Source organism: Clostridium sp. CM036 (assembly GCF_055081135.1).
The window spans coordinates 2,534,008-2,559,933 of record NZ_CM143652.1 but is presented as its reverse complement, the minus strand read 5'-3'; the positions used below and the strand labels follow the sequence as shown (position 1 = coordinate 2,559,933).

Here is a 25,926-nt window from a genome sequence, read left to right as displayed (position 1 = left end):
TGATTTTATTATGAAAATGCAAGTATGTCAATAAGAAAACATCACAAAACACAATAAATTATAAATCGATGGCGCTGATTTGCAAGTTATTACAAATGAAAAATCATTTATAAATTCAAATCATAACAAAGTTTATTTTTAACTAGTATTATATCACATACATCTATGAAAAGGTGATATTTAAATAATCAAGGTGTTATTGAAGGTTTGTAGAATAGTATTTCCAAAATATCAAGATATAGGATTTATAACACAAATTTTAAATTTTAGATATAGACCTCTTTTTTTTAAATACAATAGAATTTAAAAAGAATTTGACAATGAAAATTCATTATAATATAATGATAAGAAGTTCATAGTAATTATTGATTATGACTAATAAAAAGCTTTGATTAGGAAAAGTATTTAAGCAAGTAACTTACAGAGAATGGGGCAGGTTGAGAACCCATAGTGAAGGTTTAGAGAAAATCACCTAGGAGCTGAGAGCTGAATGTTTAGTAAGCTTATCCGTATTTCTGCGTTAAAGAATAAGGTATTATTGTACTTGAATTTATATGTATTATATAGGTGGTATAACGAATTTAACTTCGTCCTATTTAGGGTGGGGTTTTTTTATATTTAAAAATATTGTAGTACCACAGGTGATGATTTAACGATATTTCAGAAGGAAAGTTCCCCACATACAAATAGTAATTATTAAATAAAATAGGGAAAGGAGTTTTATTATGTATAAGAAAAATGATGCTTCAAAAAGTTTTATGGATATAGAAAAAGATGTGCTTAAGCTTTGGAAAGAAAAAGATATTATTCAAAAGAATTTTGATTTAAATGAGGAAGGAGAGTCCTTTACTTTTTATGATGGTCCACCAACGGCTAATGGAAAACCACATATCGGGCATGTTTTAACAAGAGTTATGAAGGATTTAATTCCAAGATATAAGGTAATGAAGGGATATAATGTTCTTAGAAAAGCTGGGTGGGATACCCACGGATTACCGGTAGAACTTGAAATAGAAAAAAAACTTGGAATTAATGGTAAGCCTGGAATAGAAACTTATGGTGTGGAAAAGTTTGTGAAAGAATGTAAGGACAGTGTTTTTAATTATGTAAATATGTGGGAAGAAATGTCGGATAGGGTAGGATACTGGGTAGATATGGAGAAGCCATATGTAACTTATCACAATGATTATATTGAATCGGTTTGGTGGGCATTAAAGCAAATGTGGGATAAGGATCTATTATACAAAGGTCATAAAGTAATGCCTTATTGTCCAAGATGTGGAACATCTTTATCATCTCATGAAGTGGCTCAAGGATATAAAGATGTAAAAGAAATGTCAGCATATGTGAAATTTAAAGTGAAGGGTGAAGAAAAATTTATACTTGTTTGGACTACAACTCCTTGGACACTTCCAAGTAATGTAGCACTTGCAGTAAACAAAAAATATGATTATGTTGAGGTAATCCAAGAAGGTGAGACTTTAATACTTTCGAGAGATTTATTAAGTAAACTCGTGGGAGAGTATGAGGTAGTACGTGAATTTAAAGGAGAAGCTCTAATAGGCCTTGAATATGAGCAAATGTTTAATTTCTATACTCCAAAAGAAAAAGCTTTCTATGTAGTACACGGAGATTTCGTAACACTCTCAGATGGTACAGGGATAGTCCATATTGCTCCGGCTTATGGTGAAGATGATAATTTGCTTGGTAAAAAATATGATTTACCACTTATTAATTTAGTTGATGTAGAAGGAAAATTTGTAGATTGCGTTGCTCCATGGAAGGGCATTTTTGTTAAAGAGGCTGATGCTAAAATATTAGAATACTTAAAAGAAAACAATATTTTATATAAAGCAGAGAAATTTGAACACTCATACCCACACTGTTGGAGATGTGATACACCACTTTTATATTATCCAAGAGAAAGTTGGTTTGTAAGAATGTCTTCAGTAAGGGACAAACTTATAGATAATAATAATAAAATTAATTGGATGCCAGATAACGTGCGAACAGGTAGAATGGGTAAATTCCTTGAAGGCGTTATAGATTGGAGTATAAGTAGATCTAGATATTGGGGGACTCCACTTCCAATTTGGGAATGTGAATGCGGTCATCGCGAACTTATTGGAAGTATAGCAGAACTTAATGAAAAGGGAATAGATGTGCCAGGAGGAATAGAGCTTCATAAACCATTTATAGATAAGGTAAATTTAAAATGTCCAAAATGTAGCAAATCTATGACTAGAGTAGAAGAAGTTATAGATTGTTGGTTTGACTCAGGATCAATGCCATTTGCGCAACATCACTATCCATTTGAAAATAAAGAAATATTTGAAGCTAATTTCCCAGCTCAATTTATTTCAGAAGCAGTAGATCAAACAAGAGGATGGTTCTATACGTTACTTGCGGTATCTACAGCTGTATTTGATACAAACCCATTTGAAAACTGTATTGTACTAGGGCATGTATTAGATAAAAACGGAATTAAAATGTCTAAGCATAAAGGGAATGTGCTAAGTCCATTTACAGTGCTAGAAAATCAAGGAGCAGATGCTCTAAGATGGTACTTTTATACTGCTAGTGCGCCATGGTTACCTTCAAGATTTTATGAAGGCGCGGTAATTGAAGCACAAAGGAAGTTCATAGGAACTCTTTGGAATGTATATTCATTCTATATTCTATATGCTGAAATAGATAATTTTGACCCAACTAAATATGATAGCTTTGAATCTGAGAATATTATGGACAAATGGATGATGTCAAAATTAAACACATTAGTTAAGAATATAGATGACCATTTGACAAATTATAGAATAACTCAAGGTGCTCTTGAACTCGAAGGTTTTGTAGATGAACTTTCTAATTGGTATGTAAGGCGCAATAGAGCAAGATACTGGGTAGAGTCACTTACAGATGATAAGATAGGCGCTTATATGACATTATATAGAGTTATCACAACTTTTGCCAAAATATCTGCTCCATTTATACCGTTTATAACAGAAGAGTTATATCAAAACTTAGTAGTTGCATTTGACAAAAGTGCACCAGAAAGTATTCACTTATGTGCATGGCCTGAATATAGAGAGGATCAAGTGGATAAAGTATTAGAAGAAGAAATGGATATGGCTTATAAGACTGTTAAATTAGGAAGAAGTGCACGAAATGCTGCTAATATAAAGAATAGACAGCCGCTTTCTAAAATGCTAGTTAGTTCTAAATCTCTTCCGGAATATTATGGAGATATAGTAAAAGAAGAACTTAATATTAAAGAAGTAGAGCTAGGAGCTGATATTTCTAAATATGTTAAATTTGAAATTAAACCAAATTTACCTGTGCTAGGTAAGCCATATGGTAAGCTAATACCAGGAATTAAGAAAGCAATAGGAGCTATGAACCAAATGGAGCTTGCTCAAACTATAAGTAACGGGAGCATAGTTACTATAAATGTAGCGGGAACAGAAATAGAACTCAATAGCGAGAAATTACTTGTTACAATGCAAGGGCTTGAAGGCTATGCATTTGCTGGGGAAGGTGAAATGGGAGTAGTCTTAATGACTAACATCACCGAAGAACTTAAAGAAGAAGGAAACGTACGTGAGATCTTAAGCAAGATTCAAAACATGAGAAAAGAAAGTGGTTTTGAAGTTGCTGATAAGATTAGAATTTACGTATCTGGAAATGAAATGCTTCAAAATGTAATTTCGAGATTTGAGGAACAAATCAAACGGGATACTTTATCTGTAGAAGTTGTATATAATGGTGAAAGAGAATATACGACGGTTAAGATAAATGGTGAAGATTTAAAACTAGATTTAGAAAAATTGTAATTAATGATTTAGAAAGTATGTGATATTAAGCACATACTTTCTTTTTTAGTAATAATAATGTGCGGGTACACTTTATGAGATATATTTATAAATATCATTGTAAACTTGATTTAATGGGAACACTATAACTATACTAATAGTAGCAAGTTCATATATAACTTGAAATGACAGGCTTTTATCAGTATAATGATAAGATAAGAAAATAGTAGGAGTTGAGAAATATGGCTGCGTCAATAAAAGATGTTGCAAGAGAAGCGGGAGTTTCTATTGCCACAGTATCCAGAGTTTTAAATGATATAGATGTGGTAAATGAAGACACTAAGAAAAAAGTAAATGATGCTATAAAAAAATTGTCGTATAGGCCTAATATAGTTGCAAGAAGCTTAAAAACTCAAAAATCTAGTACTATAGGGATAATTATACCGGATATATCAAATCAATTTTATCCTGAAATTGTTAGAGGCTGTGAGGATGTAGCTAATATTTATAAATACAACATTATGCTTTGCAACGCGGATTTAGACGTAGATAAAGAAATGGAATCTTTAAGAATACTTAAAGAGAAAATGATAGATGGGGTTATATACATGAGTAATTCCATAGAGAATAATGTTATAGGCTTAATAAAAGAGCTCGAAATGCCGACGGTTCTTGTAGAAACTACAGATGCTGGAGGAATATTACCTAGTGTTACTATTGATAATGTAAGGGCAGCGGCTGATGCGGTAAAATATTTGATAAATAAGGGCAATAAGAAAATTGCATATGTAGGTACTGATATAGAAAAAGTTAATGCGCTAGCTAAAAGGCACACTGGCTATATAAAAGGGCTTGAGGAAATGGGAATAACACTTGATAAAGAGCTAATTTATCTTGGCGGAGTTAAGGCTAGAGATGGGTACAAGGGGATTAATGCGATATTAGATAAAGGTGTCCAAATAGACGCAGTATTCTGTGCTAGTGATGAAATTGCTATGGGAGTAATAAATGCATTAAGAGATAAATCTATTAAAGTTCCGGAGGACATAGATGTTATGGGCTTTGATGATATTTATTCAGCTTCAATATTCTATCCTAAATTGACTACAGTGGCTCAACCAATGTATGACATGGGATCTGTAAGTATGAGAATGCTTATAAAAGCTATAAATAATTTAGAAGTTGAGGAAAAACATTTTGTATTACCATATAGAATAGTGGAGAGAGATTCCTGTAAATAAATATAAGTCTTATTAAAACAAAATAAGTTTTAATAAGACTTTTTACATTATTTTCATGAGCCTTGAATATACAATTAGGTGATTTTATAAATGTCAAATTAACAAGTTGGAGGTAACGAAGTTTTGAATATTAATAATAAAGTAGAAAAAATATTTTCATATTTACTAAGTATAAAAAATATGAATCAAAAAACTATAAGAAATATTAATGAATATGAAAATGTACATTGGCAAAAGGAACTCCAAAATATTAGTGGGTGCACTTTTAATGTTGATGAAAATAAGGATTATTGGTTAACTATAGATGAGAGAGCAGGAAAATTATACGCTCAGTTTCAGAAAACATATTTAAAACTAGAAAAAAACAGTGAAGATTTAGAGGTGATTTGGTCAAATGGGCTTTTAACTTGGGAAAAAGAGGGCAAAAAAGTAGTCCATCCTATTTTTACGACTAAAATAGAAATAAAGCTTGATTCAATGAAAAAAATATTTACCCTAAAACCATATAATAACCAAACCAATGTGGAGCTTGAATTTTTAAATGAATACCTCGAAGTAAACTTAGACAGTTTACTAAGCATTCGCAATAAAGCAAAAGATATGGCTCTGGATGTAAGAAATATTGAAATGGCTTCGAAAATATTCGAAGAGATAGCTATGCTTTTAAAAGCTCACAGGTCGGGTTTTTATATTGAGGAGCTAAGCGGTGAATCAGATATAAAGATTCAAAGTAACATGCAATTTTACAATGCCCCATGCATCATACTTCGTAAGGTTGACACAAGACTTTGGAATATGGAACTAAATGATGTATTAACGCAAATAAGAGCGGGATTTCCTATTCCTAAAACTATAGAAGCTTTAGTTTCGGAGGAAGATATGGTGCAAGATATCGAGGAACTTAAAGAGTGGACGGAAGTGGGACAAGATGTATTATTTCCTTTGCCTGCAAATCAGGAGCAAATGGAAATAACTAAGAGACTCGCTGAAAACTTTGGCATTGTTGTACAGGGACCGCCAGGTACTGGTAAAAGCCATTCTATAGCTAATTTAATATGCCATCTTTTGGCACATGGCAAGAGGGTACTAGTGACAAGCCAAACAGATAGAGCATTAAGGGTTTTGTCTAATAAAATCCCCGAAGAAGTTAGGGCATTATGTATAAGTATATTGGGAAATGATACGAAATCACTAGAAGAATTGGACGAGTCTGTTAGAAAAATAACTGAAAATTTATCAATGGATACTAAAGAATTACATAAAGACATAAAACTCTTAAAATATAAACTTAGTAAGTGCATCGAAACTCAAAAAAAATTATATGAAGGGTTAAAATGCATTGAAGATAGAGAAAACGACAAGGTAGAGTATGAAGGTCAAAAATACACATTAATGCATATGGCTAAGTGGGTTAAAGATAATGAAGATGCTCATTCTTGGCTAGTAGATAAGGTTGATTTTAATAAACAAAATCCCTTAGGTCATGAAGAATTTAATAAGTTAGTTACATTATCAAGTAGAATTACAAAAGAGCAAATACATGAAATAAATAACATAGATAAGTACAGAGCGATATTGCCTAAAGAAGACGAGTTATGTTATAAAATATTAGAATTATTTAAATTAGAACAGTATCAACATATTCATGAGAATAATATTAAAGACTGGAATAATGTTAAGTCTATAGATTATGGAAATAGAAGATTACTAAAACTTGTAGATGATGCAATAGAAAGACTAGAAGGGTTTGAAAATAGCTGGCTAAATAATGTTATGACACATTATTATTCTAATAACGAATCACAAGGTGTTTGGCAACAATTAGTTAATAAGTGTAATGAATATATAAGAAGTATAAGGGAAATTAAGCAAGAATTAAATGATCACAAGTTAGAAATACCGACTGATGTTGATATAAACAAATTTAAAAATGACTTTGATGTTGTATCAAAAACAATAAATGAAAAAGGCAAACTGGGAATTGTATTTAAAATGATCCATGGTAAGTTTAAATATATATTCGCGGGTTGCAAGGTGGATTATGAGCTTATAAATAATAGTGAACAAATAAGGGTAGTTAATTTATATATAAAGCTACAGCTATTAGAAAGAGAACTTAAAAATACTTGGAATAATACAATAGAAGAGTATGGGGCAAAGATTATAGATGATTCAAACTTAAACTATGTAAGTGAAGTCGCGGGTTGCATTAGGGGTATTGAAACGATTATTAACTGGGACAAAGACTTTAGAAATAATATAATTAATTTTTTACCAGATAAAAACCTGACGATTAGTTTACGTTGGTATGAAAAAGAATCATATATCTATCTAAAAAATGGATTTGAGAGTTTAAGGCTTATAAATAAATATAATAAATTAAAACTAGAAATGGAAGGGATAGAGAAAACATTCAATAATGTAGGGTGCATGCAAAAGTTACACAATGCTATAAAAACAAGAGACGTTGATAGTTTACATTCTGTTTATATGGAGATTGATAGTCTAATGCAAGTGGCGAGTAGTGTGTTAGAATTAACACAATTAAGCAAAAAGATAGAAAAATGCTGTCCGATATTACTTGAAAATATCACAAATGATAATAAAAAGGCCATGAAGAGTTTAGAAAATTTAAATTGGGAAAAGGCATGGAAGTGGAAAAAATGGAATGATTTTTTGTGCGAATTAGAAGAAATTGATGTAGAAGCTTTAGAGAAAAATATAGCCCAGGAAAAAATTAAAGAAAAATATATTATAAGAGAACTTGTTTCTAAAAAAAGTTGGTTTAATCAAATAGAGCGTACTACTGAGGCTCAAAAAAGAAGCTTATTTACTTGGATGGAAGCTATAAAAAGAATAGGAAAGGGCACAGGAACTCAGGCAGTGAAATATAGGAAAATTGCACAAAAGGAAATGGAAAATTGTAAGGATGTAATTCCTGTATGGATTATGCCAATAAATAGAGTCATGGAGAATTTAAAGCTTACGGATAATTTATTCGATGTGGTAATTGTGGACGAGAGCAGTCAAAGTGATATATCAGCTATAACAGTTTTAATGAGGGCTAAGAAGGCAATTATTGTAGGAGATGAAAAGCAAATAAGCCCAGAAGCCATTGGAAAGGACCATGTTGCTGTAGAAACTTTAATAAACACATATTTAGAAGACATTCCACATGCAGAATGGTTTGATCTAAAAACTAGCTTGTACAATACAGCCCTAAGGGTATTCCCAAATAGATTATTATTAAAGGAACACTTTAGGTGTGTTCCAGAGATAATAGGATTTAGTAATGAATTGTGCTATTCGGGCGAAATAATACCTTTAAGAAGAATAGACGCTAAAGAGATAGTTGGCCCATTTATAGTAACCTCTAAAGTTACTCAGGGATGTAGGGATGAAGCTAAGGCTATAAACGCAAACGAAGCAAAAAGCATTGTAGATAAGATAGTAGAGTGTTGTAGTGATGAGAGGTATAATGGCATGACAATGGGAGTTGTATCGTTACTAGGGGACGCTCAAGCTGAATTAATACTGGGCATGTTGGTAGAGACACTTGGCATGGAGGAAATACTGCAAAGAAGACTTATATGTGGAGATGCTTATTCCTTCCAAGGGGATGAGAGAGATGTAATGTTCCTATCGATGGTTATTGCAAATAATGCTAAATTTACAGCTTTAACTAAGGGATCAGATATAAGAAGATTTAACGTAGCGGCAAGCCGTGCAAGGAATCAAATGTGGCTATTTCACTCAGTCGATTTAGATAACCTCAATAATAAATGTGTTAGATACTCACTATTAAAATATTGCCTTGAGGAGAATGAACCTAAGGAAGAAATTAAATCACAACAATATTTATTATTAAACGATTTTGAGGAGCACATAGAAAAATGCATAAAAGAAAATGGATATAAGATCACACCAAAGGTTAAAGTGGGAAAATATACTATAGACTTTGTTGTAGAAACGGATTTATCCTTGGATATTCCTGGAGGTCATTATAAAAAAATAGCAGTTAAATGCATTGGAATGCCACAAGATGAAAATTATAATTGGCAAAAGCAGTATGAAATGCAAATGTGTCTTGAAAGGGTTGGATGGGAGTTTTATAAAATACGTGCCAGTGAATTTTATAGAAATCCTAGTGTAGTTATGGATAGATTATCACAAAAATTAAATAACTAGAAAACACATAAAACCTACTTAGTGAAATTTTTGTTTGCATATTATTCCAATTAAGTTATAATAAGTATAATGGCAGAGCATGATAATAGTATGATTTTTAATAAGAGGGTGAGAGGAATGACTAGCAAAGTGAAGAACGTAATATGGATGATATGGAAGAATGAACAAGAAGAAACATTTAAAGTAGGCGAATTAAGTAAAGGACCGGAAAAATATTATTTCAAATATGATATTGAGGGTGTTAAAAAGGCTGAAGCATATGGATTCTCTCCATTGCCGTGTTTTCCTATAGTAAATTCAAAGTATTTCAGCGAAGAATTATTTCGTTCATTTGTAACGCGACTACCATACCAGGGAGAAAAGGATATGACCTCTGTTTTAAAGGAATATAATATTGACGAATACGATGATTTAGAATTACTTGGAAAAAGCGGAGGCAAAATGTCAACAGACAGATTTGAATTTGTTTCGCCTTTTGATGAAGAGCGTATTGTTTTAGATAAAGAAGGTATTATCTCGGATGAGAAATAAAAACATCTAGACAAAAAGTGTGTAGGATGAAAAATATATTTTTCAGCCTACACATTTTTTGTTTTTCAAAATATGATAAGAAGTATAAGCAATTTTCAAATTTATAAAACTAAATACTTAAACAATATTATAAATTGTTCTCACAACATAGACTTATGAATCATAAAATGAAATGAGTAATAATTTGGGGTGGTATTTTGCTATACGTACTAATCTTAGCAGGTGGAAAAGGAACAAGACTTTACCCTCTATCTCGTGCACAAAACCCGAAGCAGTTTTTGAATATTATCAATAATAAGAGCTTTTTAAGAAGCACTGTGGATAGAATAAAATGTTTAGTTAGAAATGAAAATATTTATGTAGTTACAAATGAAGATTATTTTGATAAAATATGTGAGGAACTTCCAGAAATTAATAAAAAAAATATATTTGTGGAACCTAGTAATAAAGAAACTGCCACTTGTATAGGTCTATCCGCTGCCAAGCTAGTGAAGCAGGACAAGGAAGCAACCATGATAGTTTTACCTTCTGATCATTATATAGAAAATGAAAAGGAGTTTAAAGAAACTATTTTACAGGGAGTTGAAATTGCAAATAAAAAAAGAGGACTAGTCACCATAGGTGTACAGCCCACAAGACCAGAAACTGGGTATGGTTATATAGAAATGGGAGATAGGGTAAACGCTGATATGCCTACGTTCAAAGTAGAACGATTTTTAGAAAAACCTAATACCGAAGTAGCCAAGGATTTGCTCTTAAAAGGAAACTTCCTTTGGAATAGTGGTATGTTTGTATGGAGAGCAGATGTGTACTTACGAGAGATGGAGAAGTATTTACCTAAGATGTATAAAAGATTAATGACTATATATCAAGCTTTAGAGACTGATGAAGAAACCGAGGTAACAAAAGAACAGTACAATGAAATAGATGGAATATCAGTAGATTTTGGCATAATGCAGAAAACTAGAAAGGCATTTGTTATAAAATGTGACTTTGTATGGGATGACATAGGAACTTTTGCAGCACTTTCAAGGTTTCTAAGTAATTTACGAGGTAACAATGTATTGGGTAACACGTTTATGGAAGAGAGTGAAAATTGCTCAGTATTTGGTAAGGACAGACTTATAATTGGGTTTGGTGTAAAGGATCTTATAATTGTCGATGCAGGAGATGTAATACTCGTAATGGACAAGAATAAGGATCAGGAGATTAAGCATTTGGTTAATGAACTTAAAGAGTATGAAGAAACGGAAAAATATATATAATTTAATTTTAATAAGCCCCACCTATAGGGGGGGCTTATTGGTTACTTTATCCATACAAATTCATAGGGGTTTAGATCAATATTACCCTTTATTTCTCTGCCTGTAACTATGTCAATTCCCACAATATTAGGGTTGATTTTTACTGTTTTTGAGTCTACATTTACTATAAATGTTATCTTTTCTTTAGTATGGTCATTATATCTTTCTAATACAAATATATTTTCTCCTAAATCTAAAACCTCTTGAGATGCAAAAGGTGAAAATGCTGAATGTGTTTTTCTAATTTCAACTAATTCCTTTGTTCTATTAAATATAGCCTTTTTTCTTTCATCATTATCTAATTCATTAGATAGCTTGCTAAATTCAAGCTTTTCTCTATTAATTCTTCTATTTATTCCTGACGATTCTAAGCCCTTATAATCATTTCTTGATCCTAATAATGAATGATAGTATATAGCAGGTACTCCTACAAAAGATAGTAATATTGAAATTGAAGCTATTATCTTATTAACTTCATCCTCTAAAGTAATATCTTCATCTATATTTATAATAGCATCATTATAATTAATATTAAGTTCATATACCGACCTACTTCCATCCGCATTATTCTTATAAGAAACTCTTCCTCCATTTTTATTAACCTTATCTACTAAAACTTGTCTTTCATTATCAGTTAAGATTCCTTCTGTTGGTCTCATCCCTATTCCATCATGACTTGATAAGAAGTTAAAATATGTAGCTGTATCAGATACCTTATCTATAGTATTTGCCCACTCTGTTAACTTTTTAGAATTATGGGTTGTAAGAGTGTATAGTACTAGTGGTGGTAACGGAAATTGATATACCATATTTGCTTCATTACTCTTATCTCCAAAGTAACTTATATTTTCACTGTGAGGTACATTAGTCTCCGTTATTATTTGAGTGTTTTCTTTAAAGTAATCAAACAATAGTCTCCAAACCTCAATAACTGCATGGGTTTGAGGGAGATGCATGCAGTTTGTGCCAGACTGCTTCCATAAGAAACCTATAGCATCTAACCTTATTGATGTTGCGCCATTTCTAGCATAGTTTAATAATATATCTGTCATTTCTAATAAAACTGCAAAACATCCAAAGTTCACATCGATTTGGTCTTCACTGAACGTTGTCCATACTGTTTTTATTCCACTTTCGCCTTCATACTTATGGAATAATGGTGATGTTCTGGGCCTTATAACATTTTTAGTATTAAAATTATTATCTTCTTTTATAAAATAATTTTCGTATTTTTTTTCATTACTTAAGTAGCCCTTAAACCAGCTACTTGATTTAGAAATGTGATTAGCTACAAAATCAAACATTAATCTATAATCCTCAGATAAATTTTTTATACATCCCCAATCACCTAAATCTTTATTTATTTCCATATAATCAACCACAGAAAATCCATCATCAGAGGTATAAGTAAACATTGGAAGAATATGAATGTCTGTTATAGTGTTTCCTACCTTTTTATTTAAGAACTTCTTTAAAGTTCTTATTGTTGGAACCCCCTCCTCATAGATGCTATCTCCATAAGTTATCAAATATACATTTTTTTCTGAAATAGCATCTGCCTTTGTAAGTCTTATTTCTTCCCACTTATTTATCAGTTTTTCAATTTCATCTTTAAATTCATCTTTATATTCTGATCCATAAATAAACTTTAATTTTTCAACTACAGCGCTAGTTAATTCTAAATTATTCATAAAAACCTCCACTTCTTATACTATTATCTTTATAGTTACATATCCTCTAGGCTTAACTTTAATTTCTCCATTAACTTCTTCAATCTCTTTTTCATAAAGATTAGTTAACTTTATGGATTTAAATTTATCACAATATAAGTTAACCACTTCTTCACTATATCCTGGATTAAATAATCTTACTATAAACCCATCTTTCTCGTAGGATTCTTTACATACACTTTGTATTATATTTGCGTTATCTATTTTCATTAATGAATATTCATCTCCATTAACATCAAGATTTAATGGAATCTCAAACCTTTCTACTCTCTCTTCAAATAAATTCAGATTCTGCTTTTGGTAACTTGTATATCTTCCAATGAATTTGTCAACTTGTTTAAATAATTCTTCCGAGGAATCCCTTAGAGTTATGGCATATTCAAAATTCATTTTTTTGATCATTTGTGCATCTGGAGTGTAAACAACCTTATTGTTTATTCCAGAAGCTCTACCTGGTCTCCAGAGTAAATCATCACGTCCAAGTAACCCAACACTTCTAAATAGTGTTAATGCTATCTTTGAATTCTCTAGAATTTCATATTCTTTAATGCCCTTGGTAATAACCCCATAAGTATACTTTTCATCCTTTAACATAACCATATTCTCTAAGGCATATATTGGTACTGGTGCTTCTACAAATCCACTTTCTCTCCAGTTTTTTAGATATTTATTAGTATTACTTCTTTCAATAAAAGAGAATCCCTGGTCACTTAGTGAAGTTGAACTAACTACATTAGTATTTAAAACAACTCTTACTCTATGATCCTTTGCCGTATTATCTATATGATGCTTGATTCTTATAGTGGATTCACCATTTCTAAGCTCTATTTCTGTGTTTACAATTATCTCACAAGATTTATAATTAACTCCTCTATGCTGAATAATCATCTTGTTTATGTTCTTAGATTTTTTAACTTCTAAAAGAATAGCCTTACTTATAACTGTGCGTTCTCCATTTGAAGATGGAGAATAATCGTAAGAATCTCCACAATCTTCACTATCTTCAAAATAGAAGATGTCCGTAACTTCTTCACTTGTTTTTTTGTTTATTAATGTAATTTCATTATCCTTTAACCTTATTTTATAGAAGTTATTATCTATTTCATGGTCCTCAATAACTTCTAGTATATTTTCACTGTTTATTTCACCTTCATTAACGATAAGGGTCTTATATCCCAAAGCTTTAAGCTCTTCATTTTTTATAATTACTTCACTTCTATAATAGCCAGGAAGCTCTATTTGAGTATCTCCATCAGCACTTGCCACTACTTGCTTTCCGCCACTTATATAATCTCTTTTAACTATATCAAACTCGGCCGAATTTCCTTCTATTGTATTTAAGTTAAAGTTTTTTTTCACACTAAATATAACTGTTTCAACATTTTCTACTGAGCTATAAACTTTAGTATTAAATAATACAACTATATTTTCATTTCTTACTTTTTTACTAATAGCTGTAGTAATTTGCTTTTTAATTACATTAATTAATCCTGAGCAAATCCTATCAGACTTCTCGATCCTATTTAAAATTCCTCTATTTGTAGCATCAGAATTACATCCACCTATACTATCATGAGCATGAACATCAAATAATGATTTCCACATTATATCTACCCATGGAGTTGGATATTTTAACCCTAAGGAGTTCCCTATAACAGCAAGTGGCTCTAATATATAAAGTATCTTATTTTCCACATCATAGTTAGCTTTTTTAATATCATACCTTTGAGATTTTATAGTATTATGTATCCTTGATTTTTGACAAGCTATTAGTTCTCCTTTTATCTCATTTTCAAAAGATTTATTCATTGTATCCTTCATAAAGTCTTCATAGTTAGACAATATAAACTCATACTTATACTGCTTTTCATTAAGCTCTTTTATAGTTTTTGGAAAATGATTTCTAACTAGAACTTGGTCTCCTCCTGCTGGCAATAATAGATCATCTGAGCCCACATTTAAAGATTCCAACTTTTCTAACATTGGTATAAGTTTTTCTTCTATATATTTATCATCTGTAGTTAGAAATTTACCCGGGCCATAACCCAAGAAAATATTATTAGCATTAACTCTTTCTCCATCAGGTGATGACCATCTAAAGTTTAAATTATCTTTTAAATCCTCTGTGTATACTCCTCTTTGAAGTATGCTGTCTTCTATATCAAAACCCCTAAAAATTGAAGGTAAATATTGATTTTGTCCAAATACATCGGGTAGATATCCTACCGTCATAGAGTGGCCAAATTTATTTCCTAGTCTTGTTCCATATAATAAGTTTCTTATTATTGATTCTTTATTTACAAGCAATGTATCAGTTTGAGTATACCAAGGCCCTACAAATATTCTTCTTTCCTTAATCAATTCTTCTAATTTCACCCTATCTTCTGGATAAAGCACTAAATATTCCTCAACTATTGATAATTGTGCATCTAATGTATAAGAATTAAATTCTGAGTCCTTTTCTAACACTTCAATAAGGTATGGAATGTTTTGGCTTAGCAGTACGTTTGAATCCTCTATTGTAAAGTACCATTCTCTATCCCAATGAGAATGTGGTACTATATATACCTTTTTCTTTTTATTCATATTCTCCTCCTAAATCATAATCACTAGTGAAAGAACTAAAAGCTATAAATATAGCTTTTAGTTCTTTTATTTATAAAGCTGTCTTTTTCTCGTGTTTTCTAATAATATGATATCTTATAAAAATATTAGCAAAAGCTATGAATAATACACCTACTATTAATCCTATTATGTAAGCCCATAAATTTTCTACTAAAGGCCATCCCCATATTGCTGGTAATGGATTCCATTGAACAGCGCCTAGCGCAACAGCTGTACATGAACCAATTATTGCACCAATTACATTGATTGGAATGGTTATTAATGGATTTTTTAACATAAATGGTATTGCGCCTTCACTAACTGCTATGAGCCCTAACACAATAGATGTATTACCAACAACTCTTAAGTTTTCATCAAATACTCTTCTTCCAACTATATATTTATCTAAAACTGTTGCAAGTCCAAGCCCTATTGGAGGAATTACTATAGATAATACTCTTCCTGTTAAAGGGAATATTTCATCTGCTGCAAGCCCCATAGCTATAGCACCTGCTGCCTTGTTTACTGGCCCTCCAAGGTCAAATGCTGTACAAGCTGCTATTATAGAAGTTAATATTAATGTACTTCCAGTATTAAAAGAAGCAATTAAATTTGATAACCAACCATTTAAACCTCCAAAGACAGGATCAATAACATAGAAATTTAGCACAAAAATAACAAATACAACTATACCTGGTAATAAGAACATTGGCTTCATTGCTCGAAGATCTTTTGGTAACTTGATCTTTTCATTTAAGAACTTGGTTAAGTAACCTGCGACTAAACCAAGAATTAAAGCACCTAAGAATCCTGAAGGTATCCCTCCTTTGATTTCCCAGAAGGTATAATGCAATCCACCGGCAAAAGCACCACCTATAAATCCTGGTACAAGACCCGGTCTATCTGCAATTGAATATGCTACATATGCTGCGAATACTGGATATATAAACTTAAATATTAATGCACCAAACTTATCTAAATAATATAAGAATACGTATAATTGATTTGCGCTTTCTCCTAATTTATTCAAGTTATCTATTTGACCTAGGCCCATAGCCCAAAGTTTTGCTATACCCATCATAAGACCAGCTGCAACTATAACTGGAATCATATAAGAAATACCAGTCATTATAGCTTCCATCATTCCAGCTAAGAAGCCTTTTTTAACACCGCTATCCACAGAGGATTCTGATACAGCTCCACTCTCTACTTTGCCATCTGGATTTTCTAAAACTCTCACAATTAAACCCTTAGCATCCTTTAGTGGTTCTGCTACCTTTACCTTTACAAATGATTTACCATTGTATCTTTCAATGTTTTTAACGGCTATATCACAGGCAAATATTACTCCATCTGCATTTTTTATATCGTCCTGGCTATGTCTATCTTCTATACCGTTAGCGCCTTGCTTTTCAGTAAGCACTCTAACTCCCATTTCCTTACCGGCCTTTTCTAGTGCTTCAGCAGACATATATGTATGAGCTATTCCTGCTGCACAAGATGTAACAGCTAAAACTGTCTTATTATATTCTACAACTTCATTATTAACCTTTTTATAATCTAGCGCCGCTATAAACGCTTTAATATCTTTAGCCTTCTTTAAATTTGTGGTAAAGTCTTCATACATTAAAGCTGATGCAAGTTCACCTAACAATTTTAAATGAGTTGAGCCTTCTTCTGCTTTGGGGATAGCTAATAAAAATACTAATTCAACATCATTATTTTCCGTTACACTTTCCCAATCATTTATAGGACTTTCTAACCTAGCCACTGCAAAAGCTGCTTTATTTACTGAAGTTGATTTACCATGTGGTATTGCAACCCCTCTTTCTAGTCCTGTTGGAGACTGTGATTCCCTCTCCATTACAGTTTTAAAAAATTCTTCTTTTGATGAAAGTATACCTTGATCATAAAGTTTGTCTATTAGTTTTTTTATAACTTCTTCTTTTTTTAAAGATTTTTGATTTAAAATGATTAATTCACTATTAGTCATATTTTTTAAATCCATGATCATTCTCCTTTATCATTTTATATATGAGGGCTTATTGATTTGTGAAATCTTTTACATTTACAAGATAATTATTACATAAAGAGATAAAGTTTTGTTATACAAAGAAAGTATAATTTTACTTTTCCGCATTATGATGTGTATAATGTAATTATAATATTCGTTATAAAACATCATAAAAATTGGAGGTATTATATTTGAGTGTTGTTGTTAACTATTTCGCTGATAAGTTAAATTACTTAACTTATGCTGAAAAACATATTTTCTATTACATAGACTCAAACTTAGAAAAGGCAAAAGAACAATCTCTTACCAAGATGGCTGAAGAAAACAATGTCAGCAATACCACTATTGTTAGAATGTGTAGTAAACTTGGACTATCTGGTTTTTCAGAGCTTAAATATATATTAAAAAATATTGACATACCATCTACTCCTAACATATATAACTATATAGGTGTAATTAAAAACAATATCAATCACTCTCTTGATAAATTATCTATAGGAAACATTAATAAACTAGTCAAAATGATAAAAGGGTCTCAGAAAATCATTATAGTCGCTGTTGGCCTCTCAAAGCCCATGGGTGAATATTTTTCAAAACTATTAATGCAGTCCAACAAGAGTAGTTTCTATATATATGAATCTCAGATAATTGATCTTTTAGATAAAAGTTCAACCCATGATGATTTGATAATTTTTATATCAAACAGTGGAGAGACTCATACATTAACTACTATTGCTGAAAAACTAAGCTATAGGAATTTTAAAACTGTTGCTATTGTTAATACTCCTGATTCTACTTTATCTAAACTTGTAGATATTTCTATAAATGCTTATTCTGAAAAAAACAATTTATATGGTTATGATATAACAGCACGCTCTACTCTTTTGGTTATTATTGACATAATTTTTGCTTATTATATTAATAACACAAAAATAACATAAATAAGGAAAATTGATGATGTAATTAATCTATATAAGCCAATATTAATACGAAATTAAACCCTCTTAATTAAATAAGAGGGTTTAATTTCATTTAAAATGGAAGTCATCTACGGAATAAGTGGGGTGGATTTTAAAGCGAAGATAGCTTGCTATCATCGTTATTATCGAATTTTCCGTTAGCAATCATTATTTTTTTGTCAGCGAATGTAGCTACTTTTGATGAGTGAGTAACGATAATTACACATTTGTCTTGCTGCCTTGCCAGTTCTAAAAAAATCTTCATTATGCCTTCTTCTGTGTCTTTATCAAGGTTACCTGTTGGCTCATCAGCTAAAATTATATCTGGATTATATGATAATGCTCTTGCTATTGCAACTCTTTGCTGTTCACCACCAGAAAGCTTTAGGACTCTACGCTTTGATTTTGTTTCATCAAGTTCTAAATTTGATAACATATTTAGAGCAATTTCATTTTTATTTTCTAGTTTCTTTCCAGATACATCAAGTGATAATACCACATTTTCCTGTGCTGTCAGTTGAGGCAACAAATTGTATCCTTGAAATATAACTCCCACCATTCGGCTCCTATATTGGTATTTATCTATTTTTTTAATATCTTTACCATCATATAAAATCTTCCCTTCAGTTGGAGTAGTTAACCCCGATAATACAGATAAAAGTGTACTTTTACCTGCGCCTGATTTTCCAATAATTGCATAGATTTTGCCCTTTTCAAATTCAAAATTAATATCATTTAAAATCTTTTGATTATTACCATCATAAGAATAAGACAAACTTTCAAGTTTTAATATACTCATATACCTCTCCCCCTAATTCCTATTTGACAATATCTTAAGCGGTTCATAGCGTAAGATAAATATTGTTGCTCCACAACTACTAATTATTGTAAGTAGTATACCAATTCCAATTAACTGCAATATTACATTAATATCAGTTACTGCTGTTATATTTTTAATATAGCTGACATCGTTATTTTTTGAAGAATTTCGAATTTGAACACTTCCTCCAGCTTGACCCATTCCCGGTCTTCCAAAATTTTCATTTTGGGTGGATTGCTGTGTTTGAGCTGATGTTACTTGGCTTTCAAGTAATGTGTTTGCAATTGGTACAGAAGCTATTGCTCCAATTGATGTCCCAATAATTATTGCAACAAAAGTAACTAAAAATAGCTCTATAACAAACTGAAATGCAACTTTTATTTTTTTCATTCCAATAGCAGTCAATACTCCTACCTCATATTTACGTTCACGAATATTGAAAATGTTAAGTACAACTAAAATCGTTCCACCGATTATAAAAACAAGTAAAAGAAATATGTCTGCGAATTTGTTTAAATTTTTAAGTGGAACTAAGCTTTGCTCGTAATTAGTTACATCTTCTGATGTAACCGCATAGTCTTTGGATAGTCCAAGTGATACCACATCAGCTTTAAAGTTATTAAATTGTTCTATATTTGAAAAAGAATATATACCACTAGTTTGGTATCTTAAAGCTGTTGTAGTTTCGTTTTCATTCTGGTCAGTAGATTTTTGCGCCTTATTTTCTGAGTTATTAGTAATTGCTTTTAGTGTGTTGTAGTTTGTATAAATATAATTTGCAGGATCCTGCGATGCGGAAAATCTCATCATTTTATTATCGCTTGTAGCGGTTGTGCTATAAATGCCCTTTATGGTGAGTTCATATGTTTCCGTACTTAAATTAGGGTTTGATAACTTTATTTTATCACCAACCTTTAAATTGTTAAAAGTTGATAGTGTATCACTTATTAGGCAGGAGTTATCTGCTTTATCAAATGAAAAAATTCCACCGGATGCAATTTTATTTGTACCATTTACAAAGGATGTCATTGCATTTTCTGTGTTATATCCCCTAATTGTGAAATCACCCTGTTGCCCCATACCTCCAAAGTCTTTTTTGTCACTAGTGACAACTTTAAATCCATTTGTATCTCCGGTTGTCGTGGTCTCAGTTTCAGTGTATGGCTCGATGCCATCACTTTTTGAAATAGAACTTTCTAATGAGTAATTAAAATCTTTAACATAGCTTGAATTTGAGTATTTTTGCATTTCAGCTAAGGTAATAGCCGGATTGTTTTGCATAAGCTGACGTAATGCCTGTCTGTCATTCTTAGCTTGTTCTTGGATTTTTGTCATGTCCACTCCAATTGTGGCTGTAATTGATAAGTCTTTTAGTCCCTCATTCTGGGCAGTTTTTGCTGCTTGTTTAATAGATAAAGCAACACAGCTAGAAACTGCGATTACAAGCGCAATAATTCCTATTAAAATATTTCGACCTAGATTTCTCGAAATATTTTTAAGTGCATTTTTGAAAATATACATAGTGACTAATCATCTCCTTCTTTAATTCTAATTATATTTAACAGTTGTGATGTTTTTGTGAGCTTAAATAAAAAAATCTGCTTAACGCCTAAGCGTTAAGCAGATTAAATTATTAATTTGTGCTTTTCAAAGAAAACCAAAATTCAACGCCACCGTCATGATTTATAACACCATAATCGCCTTCATGAGCGTTAATAATTGTTTTAACAATGTAAAGCCCTAATCCAACATTGTTTTCGTCATTTCTTGTTCTTGCTTGATCCGTCCTATAAAAGCTGTCCCATATCTTGTCGATATTCTCAATAGGAATATTTACGCCCTCGTTATATATTGAAAACACCACATTTTCTTGTTGTTTCTTAACAGATATCTTAACCATATTATTTGGTTTTGTGTGTGAAATTGCGTTTATCATATAATTTTTCATCACTTGCTCTAAGTGTATTTTATCACCACTAACGCAGCAATCATTTTCAAAATGCGGACTATAGATAATATCTTTTTTTGCAAACAATACATGGTTTTTTGCAGTAAGAAGTGATGCAACTTCTCCCAATTTAATATTTTCTTTTTTTAATTTAACCAAATTATTTTCAATGCTTGAAATATCAAGCAAGCTCTTAACAAGCTGATCCATTTTTTGGCTTTCATCAATAATTACATCATAATAAAAGGTTTTATCGATACCCTCTACATCATTTTTTAACATTTCGGAATATCCCAATAATAATGAAAGTGGGGTTTTTAACTCATGGGAAACATTCGCAATAAATTCTCTTCTCATTTTTTCTATTTGCTTTTGGTAATCAATACCTTTCTGCAGGACTTGATTTGCGCTTGTAAGCTTTGAAATCATTTGTGAAAGTGTATTCGACATGATATTAATGTTCTTAGCTAACCTTCCTATTTCATCATCAGGCAAATTTTCATCTGCTTTTTTAGTAAAATTCAAAATAGCCACATTTCGTGCCACTTCATCAATTTGTTTAATAGGTTTACTGAATTTCGAAGCAAATATATATGCTGCAAATCCACCAAATAGTAATGCAAAAATAGAAATAAACACACTAAATTTAGCGAGAATTTTTGCGCTCTGTTCAACTCCAGAAATGGGTGTTTCAATTACAATGAATCGTTTTCCATTTTTAGAATTTATTATTCCGTGAAGCATTAAGCTTTCTTCATTTGTTCTATAGTTCACCTGCAACTCAGCGCGTGGATTTTCAGAAAATATTACTCTACCCTTTTCACTTTTAAAACGAGGAGGTGCATCTGGGGGAAATGGATTATTTCCCCCATAACTATTATAAATAACATTATTTAATTTATCTAAAATTGTAATTTTTAAATTATCAGTTTCTTCGCGGTGGTTAACGATATTGTATAAATTTGTATCATCATCACTGTAATTTTGATTGATTTGACTAAATAGTTGCTCAATTACATTGCTTTTTTGTGCCTTAAAATATGGATTTGCTAAAAATATATTGAATATTACTTGTAATATTACAATTGAAAAAATAATTAGCCCAACAAATATAGTAACTTTAGTTTTAATTGTCTTATTCATTTTTCACCTCAAAGCGATAACCAACGCCATGGACGGTTTTGATATATTGGCAATTGAATACAAGTTTTGCTCTTAATTGCTTTATGTGTGTATCAACTGTTCTTGCATCGCCTACATAATCATAATTCCAAACGGCATCTAAAATTTGTTCTCTGGCTAAAACTAGTTCATTATTTTCAATAAAGTATAAAAGTAAATCATATTCTTTGGGTGTAAGGTCTAATTTTTCATTGGCACAAACTACTTCTTTTTTTAACTTATCAACTGATATATTGCCTATAACAACATTTTCGACCTTTCGCTTACCAGTTCTTTTTAATACAGCTTCAAGTCGTGCAAGAAGTAATGACGGCGAAAAAGGTTTAGATATATAATCATCTGCACCAAATTTAAATCCAGCCAATTGATCATATTCCTCCCCCTTAGCAGTAAGCATAATAATTGGAGTAATCGAGTCTTCACGAATTTCAGAAAGTACATCAAATCCATTCTTCATTGGCATCATTACATCTAATAAAATTAAATCTATCTTACTGTTATTAGAATAAAACATTTCCATCGCTTCTTTTCCATTGCTTGCCTCAAGTATCTCATATTTATGACTAACGAGAAAGTCCTTAAGCATTCGTCTAATTCTACTTTCATCATCAACAATAAGAATCAGACCTTTTATTACATCCATTATTATCACCGCCTTAAAATGATAGTATACCATAACTATGATAAAAATATGAGAAGTAAACATTAGTCACTACAGACCTTTTTCAGCTGACTGTCCAATAGATATTACTTGAATTAGTAACGTAGTGAACAATTTATATTAGCTAATTATCAAGATTCAGATCCCCATAATAGGTATTATAAAGGAAATACTTTAATAATTTTACAAATTAATAAAACAAAAGTATACTGAAATTATATAAATCTAAACTATATATGGATAAAATTCCATATGTAAGATGATGTATGAAATTAATTTATAAAGGATGAGTAGGATGAATGATAATATAAGTGTATTGGTGGTAGAAGATGATATAGATATAAATAATTTGTTATGTGGAATATTGAGTAAACATGGATACTATGTGAAAACTGCATATTCAGGATCGGAAGCAAGAATGTGCATAAATCAGTATGATTTTCACATTATCTTATTAGATTTAATGATACCGGGTATATCTGGGGAGGAGCTTATATCAATCATAAGAAAAATTAAAACTATGCCAATAATAGTTTTATCTGCGAAGACAGCACAGGATACAAAAATAGAAGTACTAAGACTAGGTGCAGATGATTTTGTGTCCAAGCCTTTTGATGTAAATGAAATTCTAGCAAGGGTTGAATCACAACTCAGAAGATATATGATATTTTCTAATAAAAGTAAAAGTGAAAATATTTTAAAGTATAAAGATTTAATTTTAAATAGTGAAGCAGTAGAGGCACTAGTTAAAGGAGAAAATATTAACATTACACCAAGAGAGTTTCATATCTTAGAGATGTTAATGTCTTACCCAAATAAGGTGTTTACTAAAGCAAATATATTTGAGACTGTATGGAATGATGAGTTTTTTGGTGATGATAACACTGTAAATGTTCATGTGAGCAACCTTCGCTCAAAAATAGCAAAAATTGATCCAGATAGTGAGTATATTCATACAGTATGGGGAATTGGTTATAAGATGAGCTAGAAATCTTAATACTTTCTTAAGGGTTTCCTTAAGGTTTCTTATACTTTAAGTACTATTATAAATATATAAGATAAGGGGAGGGAATTTAATGGGGGATATAATTTTAAAAACAAAAAAATTAACTAAAAAGTATGGTAAGGACTTTGCCGTAAATAATGTTGATTTAGAATTAAAACAAGGGGATATTTACGGACTTGTAGGTAAGAACGGTGCAGGAAAAACAACAATTCTTAGGATGATATCTGGATTATCTATACCAACAAGCGGAGAAATAGAACTTTTTAATGAAGTATCAAAAGCCGGTTTAAATAATTCAAGGACAAAGCTTGGATGCATGGTTGAAACACCAAGTTTTTTCAAGTATTTATCAGCAAAGAAAAATTTGGAATACTATAGATTGCAAAGGGGCGTTGTAGAAAAAGAATGTGTGGATAAGGCAATTAAAATGGTAGGTCTTGAGGATGTGGGCAAGAAAAAATTCAAAAATTTTTCACTTGGCATGAAACAACGATTAGGGCTCGCGCTAGCTATAATGACAAGTCCTGACTTACTAATCTTAGATGAACCTACCAACGGTCTTGACCCTACTGGAATAATAGAATTAAGAGAACTTTTATTAAAATTTAATAGAGAAAGAAATACGACAATAATTATATCTAGCCATATATTAAGTGAGCTATCTCAACTTGCAAATACCTATGGATTTATTAATAAGGGCGAGTTTGTAGAGCAAATATCTGCAAAGAATCTAGAAGAAAAATGTAGAAGATACCTATTAATTAAAGTAGATGATACCTCAAAAGCCACCGTTATAATAGAAAATAAGCTAGGAGCCATGGAATATGAAGTGTTAAATAGAAATGAAATTAGATTATATCAGCACATAGATACTCCAGAGAGAGTGTCAGAGGCGCTTATTAATAATGGAATTAAGCTATTTTCAATTAATAACAGTGGTGTGAGTTTAGAAGAGTATTTTGTAAATTTAATTGGGGGTAATAAGCATGATTAATTATATAAAAGCTGAACTTTATAGAAGTTTTAATAGAGTATATTTTTGGGCTTATACAGCTTCTATAGGTATTTTATCTATATTAGCTAATGTTATGATTTTAAATGTACATTGTCATATTCCCACTGATAGTATTAATAGTATGTTTGATAAGTTCACTATGTCAACCCTTATTATACCAATATTTCTAGTAGTTGGATTTGTGGATATGATTACATCGGAGGAAAACAAAAATGAAACGCTTAGAAATGTTGTGGTTTTTGGAGTTACAAGAAGTAAAATAATTTTATCAAAGCTTATAACTACAGTTATCCTTGCATTTATAGCAGAAATTATTATATTAGTTTTGTATTTTGGGAGCGCATTTGTAGTATTTGGAGTAAATAATGAACTAATTATAACTATAATAAGGTTTTGTCAAAAATCATTAGTAGCCACGCCTCTATGGATAGCAGCTATAGCAATATGTACTTTCTTAGCTGTTATTATTAAAAATAATACTATTTTTGCATTTGTCTATTCTGGAATATTTATATTTACAGACAAGATTATTGGAGTGCGTTCATTCTTTGTTTCTGATAAGTTTAAATACCTGGAAAATATTCTTATTACAAAAAAAATAAATGAAATTTCAACATCATCATTAACAAGCGAAACTATAATATCTTCGGTTTTAATGGGAGTTATTTATACATTAGTATTTACAATTATAACTATAGTGTATTTTGAAAAAAAGGAAGTTAAATGATCTCCTGCGGAGCTGCAACAGCTTCACAGAAGCTGTATTATCGACTTCAGAAGGAGATTTATATTCCCACTGAAGTTTTCTATTTATTAGGGCAAGTAACTCCTACTTATAGAAGAGGGGGACTTTCCTTCTGAAATGTCGTTAAATAAATTAGAGTAGCATACGGATAATATATTTTAGATATTAGAGG

16 protein-coding genes and 1 other annotated feature are annotated in these 25,926 nt (G+C 31.0%); of the genes, 9 read left to right on the top strand and 7 right to left on the bottom strand.

Annotation, left to right across the window (positions count from 1 at the left end; all coding sequences use genetic code 11):
• Positions 1-379 precede the first annotated feature (379 nt).
• Positions 380-598, top strand: a binding site (T-box leader).
• 127 nt (positions 599-725) lie between these two features.
• The 5 genes from ileS to ACWJKE_RS11980 all read left to right on the top strand — a co-directional run bounded on the left by ileS (position 726) and on the right by ACWJKE_RS11980 (position 11,031).
• Entirely contained in the window at positions 726-3,827 is a 3,102-nt protein-coding gene (ileS, locus tag ACWJKE_RS12000) for an isoleucine--tRNA ligase (protein ID WP_462958849.1), read from the top strand.
• A gap of 221 nt (positions 3,828-4,048) precedes the next feature.
• On the top strand, positions 4,049-5,047 hold the full coding sequence (locus ACWJKE_RS11995) for a LacI family DNA-binding transcriptional regulator (protein ID WP_216303318.1): 999 nt from the start codon (positions 4,049-4,051) through the stop codon (positions 5,045-5,047).
• A 123-nt stretch (positions 5,048-5,170) separates the two neighbouring features.
• Complete coding sequence (locus ACWJKE_RS11990) at positions 5,171-9,235, top strand: AAA domain-containing protein (RefSeq protein ID WP_216303319.1); 4,065 nt, start codon at positions 5,171-5,173, stop codon at positions 9,233-9,235.
• A gap of 117 nt (positions 9,236-9,352) precedes the next feature.
• Entirely contained in the window at positions 9,353-9,766 is a 414-nt protein-coding gene (locus tag ACWJKE_RS11985; protein ID WP_216303320.1) for a hypothetical protein, read from the top strand.
• 197 nt (positions 9,767-9,963) lie between these two features.
• Positions 9,964-11,031, top strand: coding sequence for a mannose-1-phosphate guanylyltransferase (locus ACWJKE_RS11980; protein ID WP_216303321.1), 1,068 nt, complete (start codon positions 9,964-9,966; stop codon positions 11,029-11,031).
• Positions 11,032-11,072: 41 nt separating this feature from the next.
• Here ACWJKE_RS11980 and ACWJKE_RS11975 read toward each other — a convergent pair whose 3' ends face one another.
• From ACWJKE_RS11975 to ACWJKE_RS11965, 3 genes are all read right to left on the bottom strand, one after another.
• The gene (locus tag ACWJKE_RS11975; RefSeq protein WP_216303322.1) at positions 11,073-12,761 is read right to left on the bottom strand and encodes a sugar phosphorylase; all 1,689 of its coding nucleotides are present in this window, start codon (positions 12,759-12,761) and stop codon (positions 11,073-11,075) included.
• A 15-nt stretch (positions 12,762-12,776) separates the two neighbouring features.
• Positions 12,777-15,386 (bottom strand): glycoside hydrolase family 38 N-terminal domain-containing protein, encoded by a 2,610-nt coding sequence (locus tag ACWJKE_RS11970; protein WP_462958848.1) that lies wholly within the window; start codon positions 15,384-15,386, stop codon positions 12,777-12,779.
• 70 nt (positions 15,387-15,456) lie between these two features.
• Positions 15,457-17,412, bottom strand: a complete 1,956-nt coding sequence (locus ACWJKE_RS11965; RefSeq protein WP_216303324.1) for a fructose-specific PTS transporter subunit EIIC — start codon at positions 17,410-17,412, stop codon at positions 15,457-15,459.
• 197 nt (positions 17,413-17,609) lie between these two features.
• Between ACWJKE_RS11965 and ACWJKE_RS11960 the strand changes: the two genes are divergently transcribed.
• On the top strand, positions 17,610-18,359 hold the full coding sequence (locus ACWJKE_RS11960) for a MurR/RpiR family transcriptional regulator (protein ID WP_216303325.1): 750 nt from the start codon (positions 17,610-17,612) through the stop codon (positions 18,357-18,359).
• Between the two features lie 130 nt (positions 18,360-18,489).
• On the opposite strand, the gene ACWJKE_RS11955 is transcribed toward ACWJKE_RS11960, so the two are convergent.
• The 4 genes from ACWJKE_RS11955 to ACWJKE_RS11940 form a co-directional block, all read right to left on the bottom strand.
• A complete protein-coding gene (locus ACWJKE_RS11955) occupies positions 18,490-19,176 on the bottom strand; it encodes an ABC transporter ATP-binding protein (protein WP_216303326.1) in 687 nt (228 codons plus the stop codon).
• A gap of 12 nt (positions 19,177-19,188) precedes the next feature.
• Positions 19,189-20,718, bottom strand: a complete 1,530-nt coding sequence (locus tag ACWJKE_RS11950; protein WP_220286910.1) for an ABC transporter permease — start codon at positions 20,716-20,718, stop codon at positions 19,189-19,191.
• Between the two features lie 112 nt (positions 20,719-20,830).
• On the bottom strand, positions 20,831-22,288 hold the full coding sequence (locus tag ACWJKE_RS11945; RefSeq protein ID WP_216303328.1) for a sensor histidine kinase: 1,458 nt from the start codon (positions 22,286-22,288) through the stop codon (positions 20,831-20,833).
• Positions 22,281-22,970 carry a response regulator transcription factor gene (locus ACWJKE_RS11940; RefSeq protein WP_216303329.1) on the bottom strand — a complete coding sequence of 230 codons (690 nt, stop codon included), beginning with the start codon at positions 22,968-22,970 and terminating at the stop codon, positions 22,281-22,283. The genes ACWJKE_RS11945 and ACWJKE_RS11940 overlap by 8 nt, the downstream gene beginning before the upstream one ends.
• 313 nt (positions 22,971-23,283) lie before the next feature.
• Between ACWJKE_RS11940 and ACWJKE_RS11935 the strand changes: the two genes are divergently transcribed.
• The 3 genes from ACWJKE_RS11935 to ACWJKE_RS11925 all read left to right on the top strand — a co-directional run bounded on the left by ACWJKE_RS11935 (position 23,284) and on the right by ACWJKE_RS11925 (position 25,736).
• Positions 23,284-23,976 carry a response regulator transcription factor gene (locus tag ACWJKE_RS11935; RefSeq protein ID WP_216303330.1) on the top strand — a complete coding sequence of 231 codons (693 nt, stop codon included), beginning with the start codon at positions 23,284-23,286 and terminating at the stop codon, positions 23,974-23,976.
• Positions 23,977-24,064: 88 nt separating this feature from the next.
• Positions 24,065-24,988, top strand: a complete 924-nt coding sequence (locus tag ACWJKE_RS11930) for an ATP-binding cassette domain-containing protein (protein ID WP_220286909.1) — start codon at positions 24,065-24,067, stop codon at positions 24,986-24,988.
• A complete protein-coding gene (locus tag ACWJKE_RS11925) occupies positions 24,981-25,736 on the top strand; it encodes an ABC transporter permease (protein ID WP_462958847.1) in 756 nt (251 codons plus the stop codon). Before ACWJKE_RS11930 ends, ACWJKE_RS11925 begins: the two co-directional genes overlap by 8 nt.
• The last annotated feature ends 190 nt before the right edge of the window (positions 25,737-25,926 follow it).

Bases quoted from the DNA above. Each gene is read 5' to 3' on its own strand.
- ileS (WP_462958849.1), top strand. From the start codon at position 726: ATGTATAAGAAAAATGATGCTTCAAAAAGTTTTATGGATATAGAAAAA.
- ACWJKE_RS11995 (WP_216303318.1), top strand. From the start codon at position 4,049: ATGGCTGCGTCAATAAAAGATGTTGCAAGAGAAGCGGGAGTTTCTATT.
- ACWJKE_RS11985 (WP_216303320.1), top strand. From the start codon at position 9,353: ATGACTAGCAAAGTGAAGAACGTAATATGGATGATATGGAAGAATGAA.
- ACWJKE_RS11975 (WP_216303322.1), bottom strand. From the start codon at position 12,761: ATGAATAATTTAGAATTAACTAGCGCTGTAGTTGAAAAATTAAAGTTT.
- ACWJKE_RS11970 (WP_462958848.1), bottom strand. From the start codon at position 15,386: ATGAATAAAAAGAAAAAGGTATATATAGTACCACATTCTCATTGGGAT.
- ACWJKE_RS11965 (WP_216303324.1), bottom strand. From the start codon at position 17,412: ATGGATTTAAAAAATATGACTAATAGTGAATTAATCATTTTAAATCAA.
- ACWJKE_RS11955 (WP_216303326.1), bottom strand. From the start codon at position 19,176: ATGAGTATATTAAAACTTGAAAGTTTGTCTTATTCTTATGATGGTAAT.
- ACWJKE_RS11950 (WP_220286910.1), bottom strand. From the start codon at position 20,718: ATGTATATTTTCAAAAATGCACTTAAAAATATTTCGAGAAATCTAGGT.
- ACWJKE_RS11945 (WP_216303328.1), bottom strand. From the start codon at position 22,288: ATGAATAAGACAATTAAAACTAAAGTTACTATATTTGTTGGGCTAATT.
- ACWJKE_RS11940 (WP_216303329.1), bottom strand. From the start codon at position 22,970: ATGGATGTAATAAAAGGTCTGATTCTTATTGTTGATGATGAAAGTAGA.
- ACWJKE_RS11935 (WP_216303330.1), top strand. From the start codon at position 23,284: ATGAATGATAATATAAGTGTATTGGTGGTAGAAGATGATATAGATATA.
- ACWJKE_RS11930 (WP_220286909.1), top strand. From the start codon at position 24,065: ATGGGGGATATAATTTTAAAAACAAAAAAATTAACTAAAAAGTATGGT.
- ACWJKE_RS11925 (WP_462958847.1), top strand. From the start codon at position 24,981: ATGATTAATTATATAAAAGCTGAACTTTATAGAAGTTTTAATAGAGTA.